General features: G+C 44.6%; 19 protein-coding genes. 15 read left to right on the top strand and 4 right to left on the bottom strand.

Annotation, left to right across the window (positions count from 1 at the left end; all coding sequences use genetic code 11):
• From NDJ01_RS01880 to NDJ01_RS01820, 13 genes are all read left to right on the top strand, one after another.
• Positions 1-864, top strand: an 864-nt coding sequence (locus NDJ01_RS01880) for a chemotaxis protein CheW (RefSeq protein WP_258586148.1), incomplete at its 5' end; no start/stop codon positions are given.
• A gap of 35 nt (positions 865-899) precedes the next feature.
• Complete coding sequence (locus NDJ01_RS01875) at positions 900-1,394, top strand: chemotaxis protein CheW (protein ID WP_005380507.1); 495 nt, start codon at positions 900-902, stop codon at positions 1,392-1,394.
• Between the two features lie 14 nt (positions 1,395-1,408).
• The gene (locus NDJ01_RS01870; protein ID WP_041853027.1) at positions 1,409-1,903 is read left to right on the top strand and encodes a DUF2802 domain-containing protein; all 495 of its coding nucleotides are present in this window, start codon (positions 1,409-1,411) and stop codon (positions 1,901-1,903) included.
• Positions 1,904-2,190: 287 nt separating this feature from the next.
• On the top strand, positions 2,191-2,808 hold the full coding sequence (gene ccmA, locus NDJ01_RS01865) for a cytochrome c biogenesis heme-transporting ATPase CcmA (RefSeq protein WP_258586147.1): 618 nt from the start codon (positions 2,191-2,193) through the stop codon (positions 2,806-2,808).
• A gap of 1 nt (position 2,809) precedes the next feature.
• A complete protein-coding gene (ccmB, locus tag NDJ01_RS01860) occupies positions 2,810-3,478 on the top strand; it encodes a heme exporter protein CcmB (protein WP_006741714.1) in 669 nt (222 codons plus the stop codon).
• Positions 3,479-3,587: 109 nt separating this feature from the next.
• A complete protein-coding gene (locus NDJ01_RS01855) occupies positions 3,588-4,331 on the top strand; it encodes a heme ABC transporter permease (RefSeq protein WP_005394301.1) in 744 nt (247 codons plus the stop codon).
• Positions 4,332-4,342: 11 nt separating this feature from the next.
• Positions 4,343-4,549, top strand: coding sequence for a heme exporter protein CcmD (ccmD, locus tag NDJ01_RS01850; protein ID WP_005380515.1), 207 nt, complete (start codon positions 4,343-4,345; stop codon positions 4,547-4,549).
• Entirely contained in the window at positions 4,546-5,031 is a 486-nt protein-coding gene (ccmE, locus tag NDJ01_RS01845; protein WP_145532753.1) for a cytochrome c maturation protein CcmE, read from the top strand. The genes ccmD and ccmE overlap by 4 nt, the downstream gene beginning before the upstream one ends.
• Positions 5,028-7,004 carry a heme lyase CcmF/NrfE family subunit gene (locus NDJ01_RS01840; protein ID WP_257889481.1) on the top strand — a complete coding sequence of 659 codons (1,977 nt, stop codon included), beginning with the start codon at positions 5,028-5,030 and terminating at the stop codon, positions 7,002-7,004. The genes ccmE and NDJ01_RS01840 overlap by 4 nt, the downstream gene beginning before the upstream one ends.
• Before the next feature lies 1 nt (position 7,005).
• The gene (locus tag NDJ01_RS01835; protein ID WP_005380518.1) at positions 7,006-7,560 is read left to right on the top strand and encodes a DsbE family thiol:disulfide interchange protein; all 555 of its coding nucleotides are present in this window, start codon (positions 7,006-7,008) and stop codon (positions 7,558-7,560) included.
• Positions 7,557-8,042, top strand: a complete 486-nt coding sequence (locus NDJ01_RS01830; RefSeq protein ID WP_005380519.1) for a cytochrome c-type biogenesis protein — start codon at positions 7,557-7,559, stop codon at positions 8,040-8,042. The genes NDJ01_RS01835 and NDJ01_RS01830 overlap by 4 nt, the downstream gene beginning before the upstream one ends.
• Positions 8,042-9,256, top strand: a complete 1,215-nt coding sequence (gene ccmI / locus NDJ01_RS01825) for a c-type cytochrome biogenesis protein CcmI (RefSeq protein WP_258586146.1) — start codon at positions 8,042-8,044, stop codon at positions 9,254-9,256. The genes NDJ01_RS01830 and ccmI overlap by 1 nt, the downstream gene beginning before the upstream one ends.
• Before the next feature lie 215 nt (positions 9,257-9,471).
• The gene (locus NDJ01_RS01820; protein ID WP_005394290.1) at positions 9,472-10,245 is read left to right on the top strand and encodes a VacJ family lipoprotein; all 774 of its coding nucleotides are present in this window, start codon (positions 9,472-9,474) and stop codon (positions 10,243-10,245) included.
• 74 nt (positions 10,246-10,319) lie between these two features.
• Here NDJ01_RS01820 and NDJ01_RS01815 read toward each other — a convergent pair whose 3' ends face one another.
• The 4 genes from NDJ01_RS01815 to NDJ01_RS01800 all read right to left on the bottom strand — a co-directional run bounded on the left by NDJ01_RS01815 (position 10,320) and on the right by NDJ01_RS01800 (position 14,811).
• Positions 10,320-11,645 carry an outer membrane protein transport protein gene (locus tag NDJ01_RS01815; protein WP_258586145.1) on the bottom strand — a complete coding sequence of 442 codons (1,326 nt, stop codon included), beginning with the start codon at positions 11,643-11,645 and terminating at the stop codon, positions 10,320-10,322.
• Between the two features lie 309 nt (positions 11,646-11,954).
• Entirely contained in the window at positions 11,955-13,214 is a 1,260-nt protein-coding gene (locus NDJ01_RS01810) for an outer membrane protein transport protein (protein WP_203347041.1), read from the bottom strand.
• Between the two features lie 297 nt (positions 13,215-13,511).
• A complete protein-coding gene (locus tag NDJ01_RS01805) occupies positions 13,512-14,243 on the bottom strand; it encodes a DUF3379 domain-containing protein (RefSeq protein WP_139060708.1) in 732 nt (243 codons plus the stop codon).
• Positions 14,236-14,811, bottom strand: coding sequence for a sigma-70 family RNA polymerase sigma factor (locus NDJ01_RS01800; RefSeq protein ID WP_029836529.1), 576 nt, complete (start codon positions 14,809-14,811; stop codon positions 14,236-14,238). The genes NDJ01_RS01805 and NDJ01_RS01800 overlap by 8 nt, the downstream gene beginning before the upstream one ends.
• Positions 14,812-15,529: 718 nt before the next feature.
• Here NDJ01_RS01800 and fadI point away from each other — a divergent pair.
• Positions 15,530-16,837, top strand: coding sequence for an acetyl-CoA C-acyltransferase FadI (fadI, locus tag NDJ01_RS01795; protein WP_005394284.1), 1,308 nt, complete (start codon positions 15,530-15,532; stop codon positions 16,835-16,837).
• Entirely contained in the window at positions 16,837-18,948 is a 2,112-nt protein-coding gene (fadJ, locus tag NDJ01_RS01790) for a fatty acid oxidation complex subunit alpha FadJ (RefSeq protein ID WP_258586144.1), read from the top strand. Before fadI ends, fadJ begins: the two co-directional genes overlap by 1 nt.
• The last annotated feature ends 59 nt before the right edge of the window (positions 18,949-19,007 follow it).

Genomic DNA, 19,007 nt, shown 5'->3' with positions numbered 1-19,007 from the left:
TTGCAGTTTCAATACTCGGAGCCGGAAACTTACCAGTTTCAAGAAACGTACCCGCCAGAATTGGAAGCCCCAAATCTGGAAGATGTGCAAAGGTTATTAAGTCAGCTTGAAGCAAGCAACCCTGTAGCCGAGTTAGATATTGATAGTATTCTTGAACAAAATACGATTGATATTGCAGCAGAAATAAAAGCGGCTGAGCCAGACGTACAAACCGTTAGTGAGGCGCCCGAGTTACAAACAGTTGAAGAGATACAAGACTGGGTGATTGATGCGCCAGTTTTTGAGGAAACTCAGCCAGAACTGGTTGAACCTCAATCGGTGATTGAGCATGATGTCAATATAGAATCGAACGTTGATACCGAGCTCGAGACACAAACAGGTTCCGAAATACCAACTGACTGGGAAAGCACGAAGCGAAGTGAAGATTTTCAAGTGCTTTACTTTGATGTGAATGATGTCACGTTTGCCGTACCGCTTGATGAGTTAGGTGGTATTCATCGCATCAGCGAGCTTAACCATTTGATAGGGAAGCCCGCCTGGTATTTGGGGCTACAAACAAATCGTGAGCAACAGTTTGATGTCGTCGATACCGCGAAATGGGTGATGGCAGATAAGCTTCGCGATGACAGTTACAAAGATAATTACCAATACGTTGTCATGCTTGGAGAGAGCATGTGGGGGCTGGCCAGTAACCAACTAATGGGGACGGAAACGCTCAATATCGACAAGGTTCGCTGGCGTGAACAGGCGGGTAAGCGCCCTTGGCTAGCGGGCATGGTAAAAGAAAAAATGTGCGCCTTAATTCATGTCCAGGCGCTCATTGACATGCTAAACGCCGGTTTAGATGTCAAATCACTGAATTAGATTTAAGTCGGGAACGACATTAACGAGGATTAACTATGTCTCAAGCTTTTGAAGTAGAAGTGAAGAAAGATGCATCGAATGACGAAGTTCTTCAGTGGGTGACGTTCCAGCTAGAAGAAGAAACGTACGGCATCAACGTAATGCAAGTTCGTGAAGTACTTCGTTATACTGAAATTGCACCCGTTCCAGGTGCGCCAGATTATGTTCTGGGTATCATCAACCTGCGTGGTAACGTGGTTACTGTTATCGACACGCGTTCGCGTTTCGGCCTGATGGAAGGCGAAGTTACAGATAATACTCGTATTATTGTGATCGAGTCAGAGCGTCAAGTGATTGGTATTTTGGTAGATAGTGTGGCAGAAGTGGTTTACCTACGTTCTTCTGAAATTGACACGACGCCTTCTGTTGGTACTGATGAAAGCGCGAAGTTCATCCAAGGTGTGAGCAACCGTGACGGCAAACTTCTTATCCTTGTGGATTTGAACAAGCTCCTAACGGATGACGAATGGGACGAGATGGCTCACCTATAATGGGCTGAATAATGATGGCTGAAGAGACTCTTTTATCTGTTCCATTCCTTGCGGGTGGCGTCGCTTTTATCGTGTTGGTGTTGGTTGTTTTGCAACTGCGCATTCGCTCGGGGTTGCAAAAGCAAGTAGACCAGCAACGAGCACAGTCTCGACATGTAGATAAAGAAGTACAAAAGTTGAGTAAGCAGTTACTCGAAGTGCGTTCGGTTGTCGTTGGTCTTGGACAAAAAGTAACGGAACAACAAGACATTATTCAGCACCTAAACGAGAGAATTCGTGAACTCGAACACGCTGATACTGATGGTCGCTTGTACAGTCGAGCTTCTAAAATGGTACAGCTTGGTGCAGATATCAATGAGCTCATTGAAGAGTGTGAACTGCCAAAAGCTGAAGCGGAATTGATGCTTTCACTACAGAAAAAACTGGCGGGAAAAGAGAAAATTCCACCACTAAGCGGTCAGCCATCAGATGATGCAGAATACCCGGCGCGTGGACGTCGTCGACGCTAAAGGTTTTAAAGCGATAAAAAGAGGCGATAAGCCTCTTTTTTTGTGTTTGGTTACTAATTATCTTTTTTGCAATACAGCCCTAGATTACCTTAAGCTCTCTACATTCTTAGCACTCGCTCCCCAAGTTAAAATGAGAGCTTATAACTACTTATAGTTAATTTTATTAAAGTGTGACGATTAATTAACAAAAATACATGAACTTACATACATCCCAGCCCTCTTATCCTGTTTTGTCATAACTAAGCTGTGCTAATATAGCGCTTCGTTCATTTTTTAGTTGAAGCTCTATGTTAGAAGTATCTAACCTGACAGCGATCCGTGATGAGAGGGTCCTGTTTGAAAACCTGCAGTTTGAAATTAAGCCTGGTGAATTGGTCCAGATAGAAGGGCGCAATGGTACTGGCAAAACTACGTTACTACGTATTGTGACAGGTTTAGGTGATAGAGAAGAAGGCATCATTAAGTGGAAAGGAGAAGAGGTTGAAAAATCTCGTGATGTTTTCCATCAAGATCTGCTGTTCTTAGGGCATCAAACTGGAGTGAAACGAGAGCTTACCGCACTAGAAAACTTACGTTTTTACCAATCTATTCAAAATAACCGCTCTTCTGACGAAGAAATCTTCACTGCTTTAACTCAAGTTGGTTTAGCCGGTCGAGAAGATGTGCTTGTAGCACAGCTTTCCGCAGGTCAGCAACGACGAGTAGCACTAGCGAGGTTATGGCTCAGTAAGCAAATTTTATGGATTTTAGATGAACCGTTGACCGCCATCGATAAGCAAGGCGTCAAAGTGCTTGAATCTTTGTTCGCAAGTCACGCTGATAATGGCGGTATTGTCGTGTTGACGACGCATCAAGATATGTTTTCGGACAGCCCGAAACTTAGAAAAATAAAGTTGGGTGATTGATATGATTCCATCTATGACCACCATCATTCGCCGCGAGCTATTGATAGCATTTCGCCGTCAGGCAGACATTCTGAACCCGCTTTGGTTCTTTATTATTGTTATTACTCTGTTTCCTCTTAGTATCGGGCCTGAACCAAATTTGTTAGCACGTATTGCAGCGGGCATTGTTTGGGTTGCCGCATTGCTATCCGCCTTATTATCATTAGAGCGTCTATTTCGTGATGATTTTCAAGACGGTGCATTGGAACAAATGATGCTAATGCCGATTCCATTGCAACTTGTAGTGGTTTCAAAGGTCATAGCACATTGGTTGTTAACAGGGTTACCTCTGATCCTAATTAGCCCATTATTGGCGGTTTTACTTTCGCTTGATTTCAATACTTGGTTATCTGTTGTACTAACCTTGATGATCGGTACACCGACACTAAGTTTTATTGGAGCTATTGGCGTGGCTTTGACGGTTGGGTTGCAAAAGGGTGGCGTTCTTTTGAGTTTGCTTATTCTTCCGCTCTACATCCCAATTTTGATTTTCGCAACATCAGCAATTGATGCCGCCGCGCTTGGTATGGCGTATAACGGTCAACTAGCAATTTTAGGTGCGATGCTAATGGGAGCGATGACGTTAACGCCTTTTGCCATTAGTGCCGCATTGAGAGTTAGTGTTAACTAACTCAATAAAGTGCCAATGAAGCGGCGCTTGATCAAAGAATTATTATTAAAGCACTGCTACGGTCTCAACCCTTTAGACAGTGTCCCTGAAGTAAGAGTGAGAACAAAACATGTGGAAATGGCTACATCCTTATGCCAAGCCAGAAACCGCTTACCGTTTGAGTGGTAAGTTTCTGCCTTGGTTTTCTGTATTGGCCCTCGTATGCTTATCGGTTGGTACGGTTTGGGGGCTTGCATTTGCGCCTTCAGATTACCAACAAGGTGACAGTTTCCGAATCATCTACATTCATGTCCCATCAGCTATTTGGTCTATGGGCGTTTATATGTCGATGGCGATTGCGGCATTTATTGGCTTAGTATGGCAAGTACGTCTATCTGATATGGCGGCGCTTGCGATGGCGCCGATTGGTGCGGTATTTACCTTTATTGCTCTACTTACTGGTGCCGTTTGGGGTAAGCCAATGTGGGGCACTTGGTGGGTATGGGACGCCCGTCTTACTTCAGAATTGATTCTTCTATTTCTCTACCTTGGTGTTATTGCGCTTTATCACGCGTTTGACGATCAGAAAACAGCCGCAAAAGCGGCGGGTATTTTAGCGATCGTAGGCGTCGTGAACCTACCTATCATTCACTTTTCCGTAGAATGGTGGAACACGCTTCACCAAGGCGCGACGATCACGAAATTTGAACAACCTTCTATTTCATCCGACATGCTTTGGCCGTTATTGCTAAACATCTTTGGCTTTGCGTTCTTCTTTGGTGCAGTGACGATGGTACGTTTTCGTAACGAAATCATCAGTAAAGAAAGTCACCGCCCTTGGGTGCGCAAACTCGCAACAGAACAAACTCAGTGAGGTAATTGATTATGCATTTTGAATCTCTGAGCGACTTTTTTGCCATGGGTGGCTACGCATCATACGTATGGAGTGCGTTTGGTATTACTTTCTTATCCATGCTGATTCTTCTGATCACTAGCCTTCGCCGCGGTGATGCATTATTGAAAGAAGTGAAAGCAAAAATTGACCGTCAAGCTCGTATCGACGCAGCGAAGAACATGGAGAACACCTTATGAACCCGAGACGTAAAAAGAGGCTAGGTATCGTACTAGCGATCTTTATCGGTATTAGTGCCACCATTGGTTTGATACTTTATGCGCTTAACCAAAATATGGACCTTTTCTACACTCCAACGGAATTGGTTAATGGTAAGCCAGATGGCACCAAGCCAGAAGTAGGCCAGCGTCTGCGTATTGGTGGTATGGTGGTTGTGGGCTCGGTTCGTCGAGATCCTAATTCTTTGAAAGTGAGTTTTGACCTGCACGATGTCGGTCCTAAAGTGACGATTACTTATAACGGTATTCTTCCTGACTTGTTCCGTGAAGGGCAGGGTATTGTGGCTCAAGGTGTACTGAAAGATGCCACGACAGTTGAGGCATTTGAGGTCCTAGCGAAGCACGATGAAGAATACATGCCACCAGAAATTGCGGAAGCGATGAAGAAAACGCATGAACCGCTTCAATACAGCACAGAACAGAAACAAGGAAGCGGCCAATGATTGCTGAAATCGGTCACTTTGCTCTCATTCTTTCGCTTGCAATGGCTGTGCTGCTGAGCGTATTGCCATTGTGGGGAGCATCGAATAATAACACCATGCTCATGAACACAGCGCGACCGCTATCTTGGTCTATGTTCCTGATGCTGTTGTTCTCTTTCGCCATTTTATGTTGGGGATTTTATACCAACGACTTCACGTTACAGTATGTAGCGAGCAACTCGAATAGTCAGCTTCCTTGGTACTACCGTTTAACCGCAGTATGGGGTGCACACGAAGGTTCACTGTTACTATGGGTTTTAATCCAAGCAGCTTGGACTGTCGCTGTAGCGACGTTTAGTCGTGGTATGCCGCAAGAGTCGGTTGCACGTGTACTTGCCGTAATGGGCATGATCTCAGTGGGTTTTCTACTGTTTATCATCTTAACGTCAAACCCATTCTTACGTACGTTGCCTTTCTTCCCGGTTGACGGGCGTGACTTGAACCCTCTGCTTCAAGACCCCGGTTTGATTGTTCACCCGCCAATGCTTTACATGGGCTACGTTGGTTTCTCGGTTGCCTTCTCTTTTGCGATCGCATCCCTAATGACCGGACGCCTTGATACGGCTTGGGCCCGTTGGTCTCGTCCTTGGACTACCGCTGCATGGGTATTTTTAACACTCGGTATCGCACTAGGCTCTTGGTGGGCTTACTACGAACTTGGCTGGGGTGGCTGGTGGTTCTGGGATCCAGTAGAAAACGCATCATTCATGCCTTGGTTAGCGGGTACCGCATTAATGCACTCTCTTGCCGTGACAGAAAAACGCGGCACATTTAAAGCGTGGACGGTACTATTGGCAATCTCTGCATTTTCGTTGAGTTTGTTGGGCACATTCTTAGTCCGTTCCGGTATTTTAGTATCGGTGCACGCGTTCGCGTCTGACCCGTCGCGCGGTATGTTTATTCTAGGCTTCCTCGTTTTCGTTATCGGCGGCTCTTTATTGCTGTTTGCCGTGAAAGGGGCGGCAGTGCGTGTGCGAGGTAACTTCGACTTAGTCTCTCGTGAAAACGCGCTCCTAGCCAATAACGTATTACTTATCGCAGCACTTGTTGTGGTGTTAGTGGGGACATTATTGCCGCTCGTACATAAGCAGCTTGGTTTGGGGTCGGTTTCTATCGGTGCGCCATTCTTCGACATGCTGTTTGCGTGGTTGATGATGCCATTTGCTTTCCTACTTGGTATTGGTCCACTTATCCGTTGGAAGCGAGACAATTTATCTAAACTTGTGAAACCAATGCTCGTTTCAGGTGTGCTTGCTTTTGCTTTGGCCGCGGTATGCGTATACCTGTTTGCCGACTTCTTCTCAACTATGGCTTACATTGGCTGGGTAATGGCGATTTGGATTATTGCAATGCATGGCTTTGAACTATATGAGCGTGCAACGCACCGTCATAGCTTTAGTGAAGGCGTTCGCAAGCTGCAGCGTAGCCATTGGGCGATGATGTTGGGTCATGTTGGTCTGGCGGTATCTGTTATCGGTATTGCGATGGTACAGAACTACAGCATCGAGCGTGATGTACGTTTAGCACCTGGCGAACACTTCCAAATTCAAGGTTATGATTTCTACTTCTCAGGCCTGCGTGATAAAGATGGTCCAAACTACGATGGCTACATCGCGGATTTTGAGATCACACATGATGGTAAATACGTGAATACGCTTCACGCTGAGAAGCGCTTCTACCGTACGGCTAAGTCTATGATGACCGAAGCTGCCATTGACCGTGGAATTAGTCGTGATTTATACATTGCAATGGGTGAACGTTTAGACGACAACCGATCTTGGGCTGTTCGTATTTACTATAAACCGTTCGTTCGTTGGATTTGGGCTGGCTCTTTGATTATGGCATTAGGCGGCGCACTAGCGATTTCTGATAAACGCTACCGCTTCCGTAAATCGCCGAAGAAAAACGCGAAGTCAAAAGAGCAGGAGGCATAACATGAATAAGAAAATCTTATTTATTCCGCTTGTCGCTTTCATGATTCTAGCGGGCATTTTCGCAACCCAATTAATGCGTAACCAAGAGGGCGATGATCCAACTAAATTGGAGTCGGTTTTGGTTGGTAAGCCTGTTCCTGAATTTCACTTAGAAGATCTGGCTGAGCCTGGAAAACAGTACGACCAATCAATTTTTAAAGGTGAACCGTTGCTCTTGAACGTTTGGGCAACGTGGTGCCCAACGTGTTATGCAGAGCATAAATACCTAAACGAATTGGCGGGTAAGGGCGTTAAGATCATCGGTATGAATTACAAAGATGATCGTAATAAAGCAATAGGTTGGCTGAATGATCTCGGCAACCCGTACTTGATCAGCCTATTTGATGGCAGTGGTATGCTTGGCCTTGACCTTGGCGTTTATGGTGCTCCAGAAACATTCATTATTGATGCAAATGGTGTGATTCGCTATCGCCATGTAGGGGATGTAAACCCACGTAATTGGTCAGAAACACTGGAGCCGCTTTACAACAAATTGGTTGAGGAGGCGAAGCAATGAGAAAGCTAATTCTTGCCGTTTTTGCTGCGATGACATTATCTCTTGCTGCTCATGCGGCCATTGAAGTGTACGAGTTTGATAATTTGGAACAAGAACAGCAGTTCAAAGAGTTAAGCCATACGCTCCGTTGCCCTAAATGTCAGAACAACACGATCTCGGATTCTAACGCTGAACTTGCTCAGGACTTACGCCATAAGGTGTACGAAATGACCAAAGAAGGTAAGTCCAAAGATGAGATTGTTGATTACATGATCGCCCGTTACGGTAACTTCGTGACTTACAACCCACCATTTACGGTCGCGACTGCGATTTTGTGGCTAGGGCCACTCGCTGTAGTACTGGGTGGTTTTGGTTTGATTGTACTGCGTAGCCGTAAATCTAAAGTTAAGGCAAAAGCGAGCAGTGACGAGCAATGGGATGAGCAAAAAGAAGCTCGTTTAAAAGCATTGCTTGAAGAAGAGAACAACGGAGATAAGAAGTAATGACACTATTTTGGATTTCCACCGTTGTTCTCACGCTTATTGCTTGTGCGCTGGTGGCTTTGCCGCTGCTTAAACAAAAAGCGAACAATGATGATGTGTTACGCGATGAGCTTAACAAGGCATTTTATAAAGACCGACTATCTGAGCTTGCAGAAGAAACTGACGAAGGTCTAGTTGAAAGTGAAGACGAACTGATTTCTGATCTAAAGCAATCACTGCTTGACGATATCCCTGGTGATAAAGCGCAAAAAGAAACCAAGGTTTCTCCAATCGCGGTTTTAGTTCCATCGGTAATTCTGACGGTGGTGCTGAGCTATGGTTTGTATTATAAATTTGGCGCGTCAGACGATATTGTTCAATGGCAAGAAGTGTCTACAAATCTACCTGAGTTATCGAAAAAGCTGATGTCGGCTTCTTCTGAGCCGTTGAGTGACGATGAAATGGCGGATTTGACCCTTGCCCTCCGAACTCGCTTACATTACCAGCCGGAAGACTCGACAGGTTGGTTACTGCTAGGTCGTATTGCGTTAGCAAATCGTGATGTCACGACTGCTATCGATGCGATGGAAAAGTCATATCGCCTAGAGCCCAAAGATCCTGATGTGATGTTGGGTTATGCACAAGCTCTGATGCTGTCTCAAGAGGAAATGGATCAAGCGACGGCTCGCTCATTACTTGGCAAGCTGATGCAGCAAGACTATGTCGATCTGCGTGTGTTTTCTTTGTTAGCGTTCGATGCGTTTGAGCGTCAAGACTTTCCGGCAGCGATCAAGTACTGGGGAATCATGCAGCAAATGATTGGTCCAGAAGATAGCCGCTACGAGATGTTGTCACGCAGTATTGAGAGTGCTCGTAAGCAAATGGGCGAAGCGGTTTCACCGGATAAGAGTGTCGCTGTGACAATTAATGTGGCACCAAATGCTCAGTTGGATCCAAACGCAGTTCTGATTGTATCTGTACATCGTGCAGATGGCTCACCAATGCCTGTTGCGGCAGCTCGCTATCCGCTGGGTACTTTCCCTCGTACAGTCGTATTAGATGATGGTAATGCCATGATGCAGGGGCAAAAACTATCTTCACTCGACAAGTTAATCGTCCGTGTGCGTGTGGACTCTGACGGTAACGTAGCAACGCGTGACCAAGATTGGCACGGAGAGAGTGACGTCGTTGAATTTGGCACGCCGGTTGAAGTGACCATTGACCAGCAATATTAATCGTTAGCGTCTGTCTCTGAAATATGACAACGGGGTAGAGTCTGTTGCCTTTAGTGGTATGACTTTAAACGATCGAGTAGAATACCGAAGGCCAGCGACTGCTGGCCTTTATTTATTCCCATATCTGAGTCATCTTTACTACGTATACTGCTCAACATACGTACAACTGTTCATTGGGTGACTTAGGTACATTAATAGTCGTTATGGAAAATAAAATGTATAACAAGGGTAAATCTACCTTCTTGTTACTGCTTGCAGTTGGACTGGTTGGCTGTTCAAGTGCGCCTGATGAAGCAGTAACAGGACAAGAAACAAATCAAACGACTTCTGATGTGTATGACCCGTTGGAAGGCTTTAACCGAACCATGTGGGAAATCAACTACGAATATTTAGATCCGTATTTGGTTCGTCCTGTATCACTTGCGTATGTGGAATACACGCCAGTTCCTATTCGTTCCGGTATCGCTAACTTCTTGTCGAACTTAGATGAGCCAGCCAGCATGGTTAATAACTTAGTCATGGGTAACGGCACGAAAGCCGTGGACCACTTTAACCGTTTTTGGATTAACTCGACGTTTGGTATTTTCGGTTTATTCGATATTGCAAGTGCCGCGGGTATTACGAAATACGACGAGAAAGCGTTCAGTGATGCAGTAGGCCACTATGGTGTTGGAAATGGCCCTTACTTCATGATTCCAGGTTATGGCCCGTATACCTTACGTGAAGTGACAGATACCGTAGATAGTACGTATTTACCCCTCTCTTACCTCAACTTCTGGGCGAGTTTGGGTAAGTGGGCGTTTGAAGGCATGGAGAAGCGTGCTTTGTTAGTACCGCAAGAAGCACAGTTAGACTCGTCGCCGGATCCATACATTCTTACTCGCGATGTTTATATTCAGCGTCAAAACTTTAAAGCAGAAGTTGAAACCGTTGAAGAAGTGAACATCGAAGAAGAAGAGTATTTAGACGAATACCTAGAAGACTTTTAAGCGCTGTTCTTTACAATATACAAATAAAAAAGGCTTAGCTGATGCTAAGCCTTTTTTGTATTTTTGCTGTTTGGTTAGAAACGGTAGTTTGCTTGAACACCGATTAGCCAAACATTGCCCGTAGTTTCGCCTACGAATTGGCCGCCGACTTGTTCTGCAGCGTCGTCTGACTTGTAACCACGAGACTCAACGATTGGTGCGTCTTTCGCGAAAATATAGGTGAAGCCAGCGTCTAGGCTGAAGTCTTTCGTCCAATCGTACGTTGCGCCAATACTTAGCCACGTACGGTCAGTTTCTGGAATAGTGATCGTACGGTTTTTATCGCTTACCGCTGAAGTATCGTACGCAATACCAGTACGTAGCGCTAGCTTAGGATCAAGCTGGTAAGTAGCACCAACAGCAAAGCGGTAGTTGTCTTCCCAGTTTTCTACTTTAACCATATGCGTGCCAGCAGTATCTAGACGTGCTTCCAATTTCTCGAAAGAGCTCCAATCCGTCCAGTTAAAGCTTGTGTGTAACGCAAGTTGGTCTGTTACTTGGTGGAAGCTTGCCAACTCAGCCGTTGCAGGCAGGTTTAGGTACATGTAGCCGTTGTCACGTAGTTGTGAAAGCTTAGTACCGAAGCCAAAACCTAGACCTTCAGCATGGCCTTCAAGCTTCAGTTCAACTTCAGATTTGTACGCGAAGCCGATACGGTTATTTTCATTGATCTGCCATGCAGTACCAACTTGCCAGCCCCAAGCGGTATCGTCACCTTCCATGTATTTTAGAGCGGTACCTTGAGGAACACTGATAGGATCGCCAGTGACAGGGTGCTGTCCTACAACATTATTCTTAGGTGCTGCTGCGCCAAAGCTGCCTTCGCCGATGATGTAACGGATACCACCACCAACGCTGATTGATTCATTGACTTTGTAAGCTGCGTTTAAGTTCGCTTCCATTGTCGTTACGCTTGCTTCGTTACCGAAGTGTGATGCACCAAAGCCTTTACCTAAATCGGTTTCCATGCCGTAGTTGGTGCCAAATGCCAAACCAATCGCGAATTTCTCATTGTATTGGTGTGATAGGTAGAAGTTTGGAATGATTGCATCATGGGCGAAATCATCTGAAGATGCAGAAGAAGTACTACCGTGGAAGTTTACATCACCTTCAATATCAATATTTGGGTTCACATAGATTGCACCAACGGACACTTGAGTGCCTTCCAAATAAGTTAGCATTGCTGGGTTACGCCATTGTGCACTTGCGTTGTCAGCCATTGCTGCTTCACCAGCATATGCTCGACCTAGGCCTGTTGCAGAATATTCAGCAAGTTGGAAACCTGCTGCGTTAGCCATGCCCGTTGTGCCAAGTAGGCTTAATGCCACTGTTGTTGATAGAAGAGTCTTGTTGGTTTTCATTCGAATGTTCGCTGATTTGTTTATAACGTGGGACGAAAGTTTAAAGGTAGAGTTTTTACTTTAGAAATGAAAATCCAGCACAAGTAGTCATTTGGAATATTATGCTTTCAAGTGTTGATTTGGTGGCCTAATAATCTAACTGTGAAGGGCTTGTAAATGGAATTCAGCGAACAGCTGTGCGTCCTAATTGTGAGATTTAGATACACGTGTTCACTCAAATTGAGTGGGCAATAAATCGCAGATATGAAAAAAGGCTGGAAATCCAGCCTTTTATATAAAGTATTTTTCTACTAACTAACAGCGAAGCGTTTAGAAGCTACGGCTGTATTGTAAGCCGAATAGAATTGCGTCAGCATGAGTTGTTGCTGTTACACCGGTAGAAAGACTAGGAGCTAATTGAGTATTCTCATTAACTTTTACATCTTCACCTAACAAGTACGTGAAGCCAAAATCGATGTTTGAGCTATTATCAATATGGTAAGAGAAACCTGTGGAGAACCACTGGCGATCTGAGTCTGGTACCGAGATAGACGTTACTTTATCTTGAGCGCTTGTATCGTACATGTAACCAGCACGAAGTGTCCAGTTGTTGTTTAGGTAGTAAGTACCACCAATTGCGTAGTGCCAGCCATCTTGCCATTGATAGTCTTTCGAGTAACCACCTTTAAGTAAACCCTGATTTAGGTTCTCAAAATCAATTTGGTCGAAATCTTTCCAGCCGATGTATTGGATGCTGTAGTGTACAGCAAACTTAGTGTCTTGGATTTTGTGGAAACCAGAAAACTCGGCCATATCTGGTAGAGGTAGCGTGATTTCCTGACCTTTGTCGTCTTTCGCCGTAAATTCAGGGCTGTAACGATACGCTAGACCAAAACGGTTGTTTTCATCTAGTTCGTACACAGTACCAACGTTGAAACCAACAGCCCAACCATCAGCTTTATCTACGTCCAGAATTTTTTGACCGCCAACCCCTGGGACTGAAGAGCTAGTTGTACGCTTCATTGTGCCTTGGCCGTAGATTAAATCTAAACCAGCACCAAAGCTCCATTGTTCGTTTAAACGGTAAGAACCCGCAAAGCCAAAGTTGAAGCTTTTTACATCCGTAAGACCACCGTACTCGGTTGCGGTGTAGTTATCTGAAAATTCAGTTTTAGTGCCGAAATTAGAGTATGCGTTTACGCCCCATGCAAACTTGTCATTTACTGGAACGATTAGGTGAATGTTTGGAGCTATTGACGTATCACCCACATCATCAGTGTCAGCAACATTTACAGTACTGGAACCCAAAGGAGTATTAACGTTATATTTCGCATCTTTCACTTCAATCATTGAAGTAATGCTTTCGAAACCTAACGAAAGCTCCATTTTGTCAAATAGAGCCATTGCTGCTGGGTTACGAGCCATTACTGCGGCGTTATCTGCGATTACTGCATCACCAGCAAATGCACGGCCGATGCCAGTTGCTGATTGAGCGTTGATTTGGAAACCCGCTGCCATCGATTGACCTGAGGCAAAAGCTACCGTTACTGCTAGGAGAGTCTTTTTAAACAGACGCGTGTTCTGAGTCATTTGTTTTTCCTTATTAGATTCGTCTCTTTGGACGATAAATTGAGCTTTTGCTCAGTGGCGCAGATAGTAGTATCAATAGTTGCTTGGACAAATCCGACCATTGGATAAAATTGAATAAAAATTGCAGAAATGATGTCTAAAAGACGGGAAATTGCACTTAAAATGCATAATTTAGAGTTTAAGCTCTAAATGCCATATCGGTGGTGAATGTTTTGTGTTCTATTTATACAAAAATGCCGCTAAATAAGATCATTTAGCGGCATTTAACCTTTTGAATGCTGGAAATCGTCGAAGTTATTACATCGGTTTAATCATTGATGCAAGAGTCGTAGCGATAGCATCAATATTTTCACCTTCTTCTCCGACTAAAATCAGGCTTGAACTCCCGACGGGCTGAACGATTCCGGTCATGCCATCCTTATTAAAGTCGGTACTTTGTTCGCTAGGAATACCAGTAATAAATAACGTTACTTTACCTTTTGGACCTTGGAATACCATATGCACCGCATTGGATTCGCCAAAACCGCAGTGGTTTAGGTAGTAAACGTGATATGGAAAGCTTTCACTAAACTGGTAATGAAATGGCGACATTTTCGCATTAATTTGCGAGCTCGGTACATCCTCATCAAGATGACGAACAAAAGGTTCTTCATGAATAACGTGTTTCATCGCGGTATCAGCTAAACTGGCTTGTGCTGGAGAAACCAAAACATTTCCCCAGTTTACTTGACCAACTAATAATCCTGCGGTGAACGCAATAGAAGCGGCAAGTGCCATTGCTTTGCGCACAAAGTTTGGTCTGACGACCTTCTCTTCATCAAGTGCACTCGACGTCTGACTAAATAAAATCTTATCAGCGAGATCTTCAGGTACATCCACATTCATGGCTTGTTTAATTTTTACGTCGAGATCCAAAACGTCATCAACAAACTTATTGTTGGTGTCGCTACCAGCTAAAGCTTGCAGAATCTCTTCATCCTTTTGTTTTGGATCCGACAAAATACGACGACGAAATTCTAAATCATCCATTCTTTTGTCCTCTCTTAGTATCTTGAGAATCCAACATCTCTTTGAGTTGATTACGAGCGCGAAATAATCGAGTCATCACTGTATTTTTATTTAAATCAAGAATGTCGCCAATCTCTTCTCCGCTGAAACCACCGACAACTTGGAGAAATAAAGGCTCGCGGTATTCAACATCGAGTTTCATGATCTGCGCTTGCAGCCATTCTTGCTGATGATGTGGGTCATCGCTGACTTTAGCATCATTGCCGTAATCATCGATATCAACTAAATCAAATTGTTTACGTTCGAAGCGGCGCGCATTTTCTCGTCTCAATATGGTGATGAGCCAAGACTTGGCTGCTTTTTCATCCTGGAGACTATCGAGTGACTTCCAAGCTCTAAGACAGGTTTCCTGAACTAGATCTTCCGCTATCGCTTTATCTTTGCACAACCAGTATGCGTAGCGATATAAGTCACGATGGTACCCTCGGACGAGCGCTTCGTATTTTCTTTGCTTGTCCATATCAGAGTTGACCGGACTGTTGGAATTTTTCTTTCCAAACATTTTTAATATGGCCACAGGAGCCTCCATCCTCGCTCTGTGAGTTTCTTATTTGTTCTGAGCATGACTTTACTTTTCAATAGCCTCGCGGTTTCGGTTGAGCGTGTGTCGTAGATAATCTCTGACACAATAAGCTATGTGGTTACTTAAAAGTGTATACGCAAATGCCAAATATCATCGAACATGAATTGGTAAAGATTGTTAACAATATCATCATTAGTAATCAATGGTTTGGATAAGTTCATTCGATGGGACATAAAAAGAGACTGCTAGCGGTGAATTTTTGAATAGGTTTGCATCGCTGAGCCTTTTAGATGTGCTTAAAGCTCGTAAAATCACTATAAAATTGATCTATTTCAAAATATCAAGCAGTGAAGGGGTTATAGTACATCTTGTCATCTCGTTAGTCATTGCGACTAACATGTTGAGCAAGATGACACTTCCTTTTGAAGGCTGACTTTACTTTCTCCTAATCAGGAAACTGATTAATTTTCAATTGGCGTAAGTTAATTGTTTTATAGATATTCCGACCACACAGTTATGTGTGGTTTTTTTTTGCTTCGATTTTACCTTCCATATACCTCTTACCGTTTTAACTCTCTATAGTTAATCATTATTAATCGCATAAGAATCAAAGAAGTAGAGTAATTGATCTACTTGCTTCACGTTTATTTAAACGCATGTTTGATAAATTTAACAAATTCATTACAATGCATCAGGTCAGACCTCTTGTATTTAAGGAGAAACAATGGGCAAGCAGGAAGTAAAAACACGCAATGGTGAGCGTGTCGCTATTGTCGCGGGGCTTCGAACTCCCTTTGCTCGTCAAAGCACGGAATTTAGCCAAGTGCCAGCGGTCGATTTAGGGAAAATGGTAGTAAGCGAAATGCTTGCTCGAACAGATATTGATCCGAAGTTAATCGAACAAGTGGTATTTGGACAAGTAGTACAAATGCCTGAAGCGCCAAACATCGCACGAGAAATTGTGTTAGGCACCGGTATGAACATCCATACTGATGCTTACAGTGTGACTCGTGCGTGTGCAACGAGTTTTCAAGCGGCGGTCAATGTCGCAGAAAGCATCATGGCGGGAACCATCGATATCGGTATTGCTGGTGGTGCAGACTCTTCTTCCGTCCTGCCTATTGGCGTATCTAAGAAACTGGCCGCTAATCTGCTTGCTCTAAGTAAGACAAAAACAATGGGTCAGAAGCTTAGCATCCTCAAAAACTTGAGCTTTAAAGACCTTATGCCAGTGCCTCCTGCAGTAGCCGAATACTCGACGGGCTTGTCGATGGGACAAACTGCGGAGCAAATGGCAAAGACGCATGGTATTTCTCGTGCAGAGCAGGATGCGCTTGCACATCGCTCTCATACGCTGGCTTCCCAAGCTTGGAAAGAAGGTAAGATCCAAGGTGAAGTGATGACGGCTTTTCCAGAACCATACAAAAAATGGATTTCGGAAGACAACAATGTCCGTCACGACTCAACCGTAGAAGGGTACGCGAAACTTCGACCTGCCTTTGATCGCCAGTATGGCAGTGTTACGGCAGCTAACAGTACGCCACTGACTGATGGTGGTGCGGCAGTGATGTTGATGCGCGAAGGTAAAGCGAAAGAGCTTGGCATGGAGATTCTTGGCTACATACGTGGCTACGCATTTTCAGCGATCGGTGTGGAAAAGGACATGCTGATGGGACCGACTTATGCCACAGCGAAAGTGCTAGAAAATACAGGCTTGGAATTGTCTGATCTGACGTTGATCGACATGCACGAAGCGTTTGCTGCGCAAGCATTGGCGAATGTGAAGATGTTTGCTTCAGATAAGTTTGCTCAAGAAAATCTAGGTCGTTCGAAAGCGATCGGTGAAATCGACATGGATAAGTTTAACGTGCTTGGTGGCTCAATCGCTTACGGTCACCCATTCGCGGCGACAGGTGCACGAATGATGACGCAAACCCTACGTGAACTGAAACGCCGTGGTGGCGGTATTGCATTGAATACCGCATGTGCAGCTGGCGGTCTTGGTGCAGCAATGATTCTGGAGGTTGAGTAATGAGCGAGCAAAAAGCATTTAGTCTAAAAGTTGATGAGCAGAATATTGCTTGGTTAGCGATTGACGTACCTAATGAAAAAATGAATACGCTACAGGCGGCTTTTGCTGATGAAATGAAAGAAATCTTTGCTCAGCTAAAAGACGCCAGTGGCATCAAAGGGATGATCATTCATTCCCTAAAACCGGACAACTTTGTCGCGGGGGCCGATGTTCGCATGCTAGAAGCGTGCACGACCGCAAGTGAAGCAGAAGCATTAGCGAGGCAAGGTCAAGAGCTATTCCAGCAGCTATCGGACTTACCATATCCTGTGGTTGCCGCTATTCACGGTCCATGTTTGGGCGGTGGTTTAGAGCTTGCTCTTGCATGTGATTATCGTATTTGTACGGATTCAGATAAAACGCGTTTAGGTCTGCCAGAAGTACAACTTGGTTTATTGCCTGGTTCTGGTGGTACTCAGCGTCTACCGCGTTTGATTGGCCTGTTACCTTCACTGGACTTGATCCTGACGGGTAAACAGCTTCGCGCAAAGAAAGCTAAAAAGCTGGGTGTGGTTGACGCCTGTGTCCCTGACACCATTTTGCTCGACGTAGCAAAACAGTTTATCGACAAAGGTAAAAACAAGGGTACGAAAAAGCTATCGACGAAAGAAAAAGTGATGTCGGGTAGCGGGTTAGGGCGCAAGTTTGTGTTTGAACAGGCAGCGAAGAAAACCAATCAGAAAACCCGTGGTAACTATCCTGCAACGGTCGCGATTTTAGACGTTATTCAGCATGGTTTAGAGAAAGGTTTCGCCCAAGGACAAGAGCTTGAAGCGAAACGCTTCGGTGAGCTTGTTATGAGCTCAGAGTCAAAAGCGCTTCGTTCTATCTTCTTTGCGACAACGGAAATGAAGAAAGAAAATGGTACGGATGCGAAACCCGCGCCAGTTCATAAAGTTGGCGTGCTTGGCGGTGGCTTGATGGGCGCAGGAATCAGCCATGTGTCTGTTGCAAAAGCGAAGGTACCTGTTCGCATCAAAGACGTCAGCAACGATGGCGTTCTAAACGCACTCAACTACAACTACAAGTTATTCGAGAAACAGCGTAAACGTCGCATTCTATCAAAAGCCGATCTGCAAGCGAAAATGTTGCAACTGTCTGGCGGTGTCGATTTTACCAGCTTTAATCATATTGATGTCGTAATTGAAGCCGTTTTTGAAGACTTAGATCTTAAACAAAAAATGGTGGCGGATATTGAAGCGAATGCCAAGCCGGAAACCATCTTTGCGACCAATACTTCTTCGTTACCAATCCACAAAATTGCAGAAAAAGCGGAGCGTCCAGAAAACGTAGTGGGTTTGCATTACTTCAGCCCGGTAGAAAAAATGCCGTTGGTGGAAGTGATTCCGCATGAAACGACATCAGATGAAACCATTTCAACAGTCGTTGCACTTGCTAAAAAGCAAGGTAAAACCCCGATCGTAGTGAAAGACAAAGCGGGCTTTTACGTGAACCGCATTCTTGCGCCATACATGAACGAAGCGGCGCATATTCTGCTGGCTAACGAACCGATCGAAAAGATTGATACGGCGTTGCTTGATTTTGGTTTCCCTGTCGGCCCGATTACCTTACTGGATGAAGTCGGTGTCGACATTGGCGCGAAGATCATGCCGATTCTAGTCAACGAGTTAGGTGAGCGATTCAAAGGCCCTGACGTGTTCGATATCTTATTGAATGACGGTCGCAAAGGACGTAAGAGCGGGAAAGGTTTCTACACTTACAAAGGTAAGAAGAAAGATGTCGATAAATCCATCTACAAGCTGCTTAAGCTCGATCCTGAATCTAAGCTGAGCGATAACGATATTGCGTTGCGCTGTGTACTACCAATGCTGAATGAAGCGGTACGTTGTTTGGATGACGGCATCATTCGCTCGCCACGTGATGGTGATATTGGTGCAATATTTGGCATTGGTTTCCCTCCATTCTTGGGCGGTCCATTCCGTTATATGGATCAGTTTGGCATTAAAGAACTGGTTGAGAAAATGAATGAGTTTGCATCGAAGTATGGCGATCGTTACGCACCGTGTGATGGTTTGCTTACTCGAGCTGGAGAAGGAACCACATTCTATTAAACGTTGCTTCGGTAAAGAAAAAGGCTTGCCAGTGGCAAGCCTTTTTCATAAATAAGAAA

Source organism: Vibrio sp. HS-50-1, from assembly GCF_024747315.1.
GTDB classification, from domain to species: domain Bacteria; phylum Pseudomonadota; class Gammaproteobacteria; order Enterobacterales; family Vibrionaceae; genus Vibrio; species Vibrio diabolicus.
This window is presented reverse-complemented; position numbering and strand designations above follow the sequence as displayed.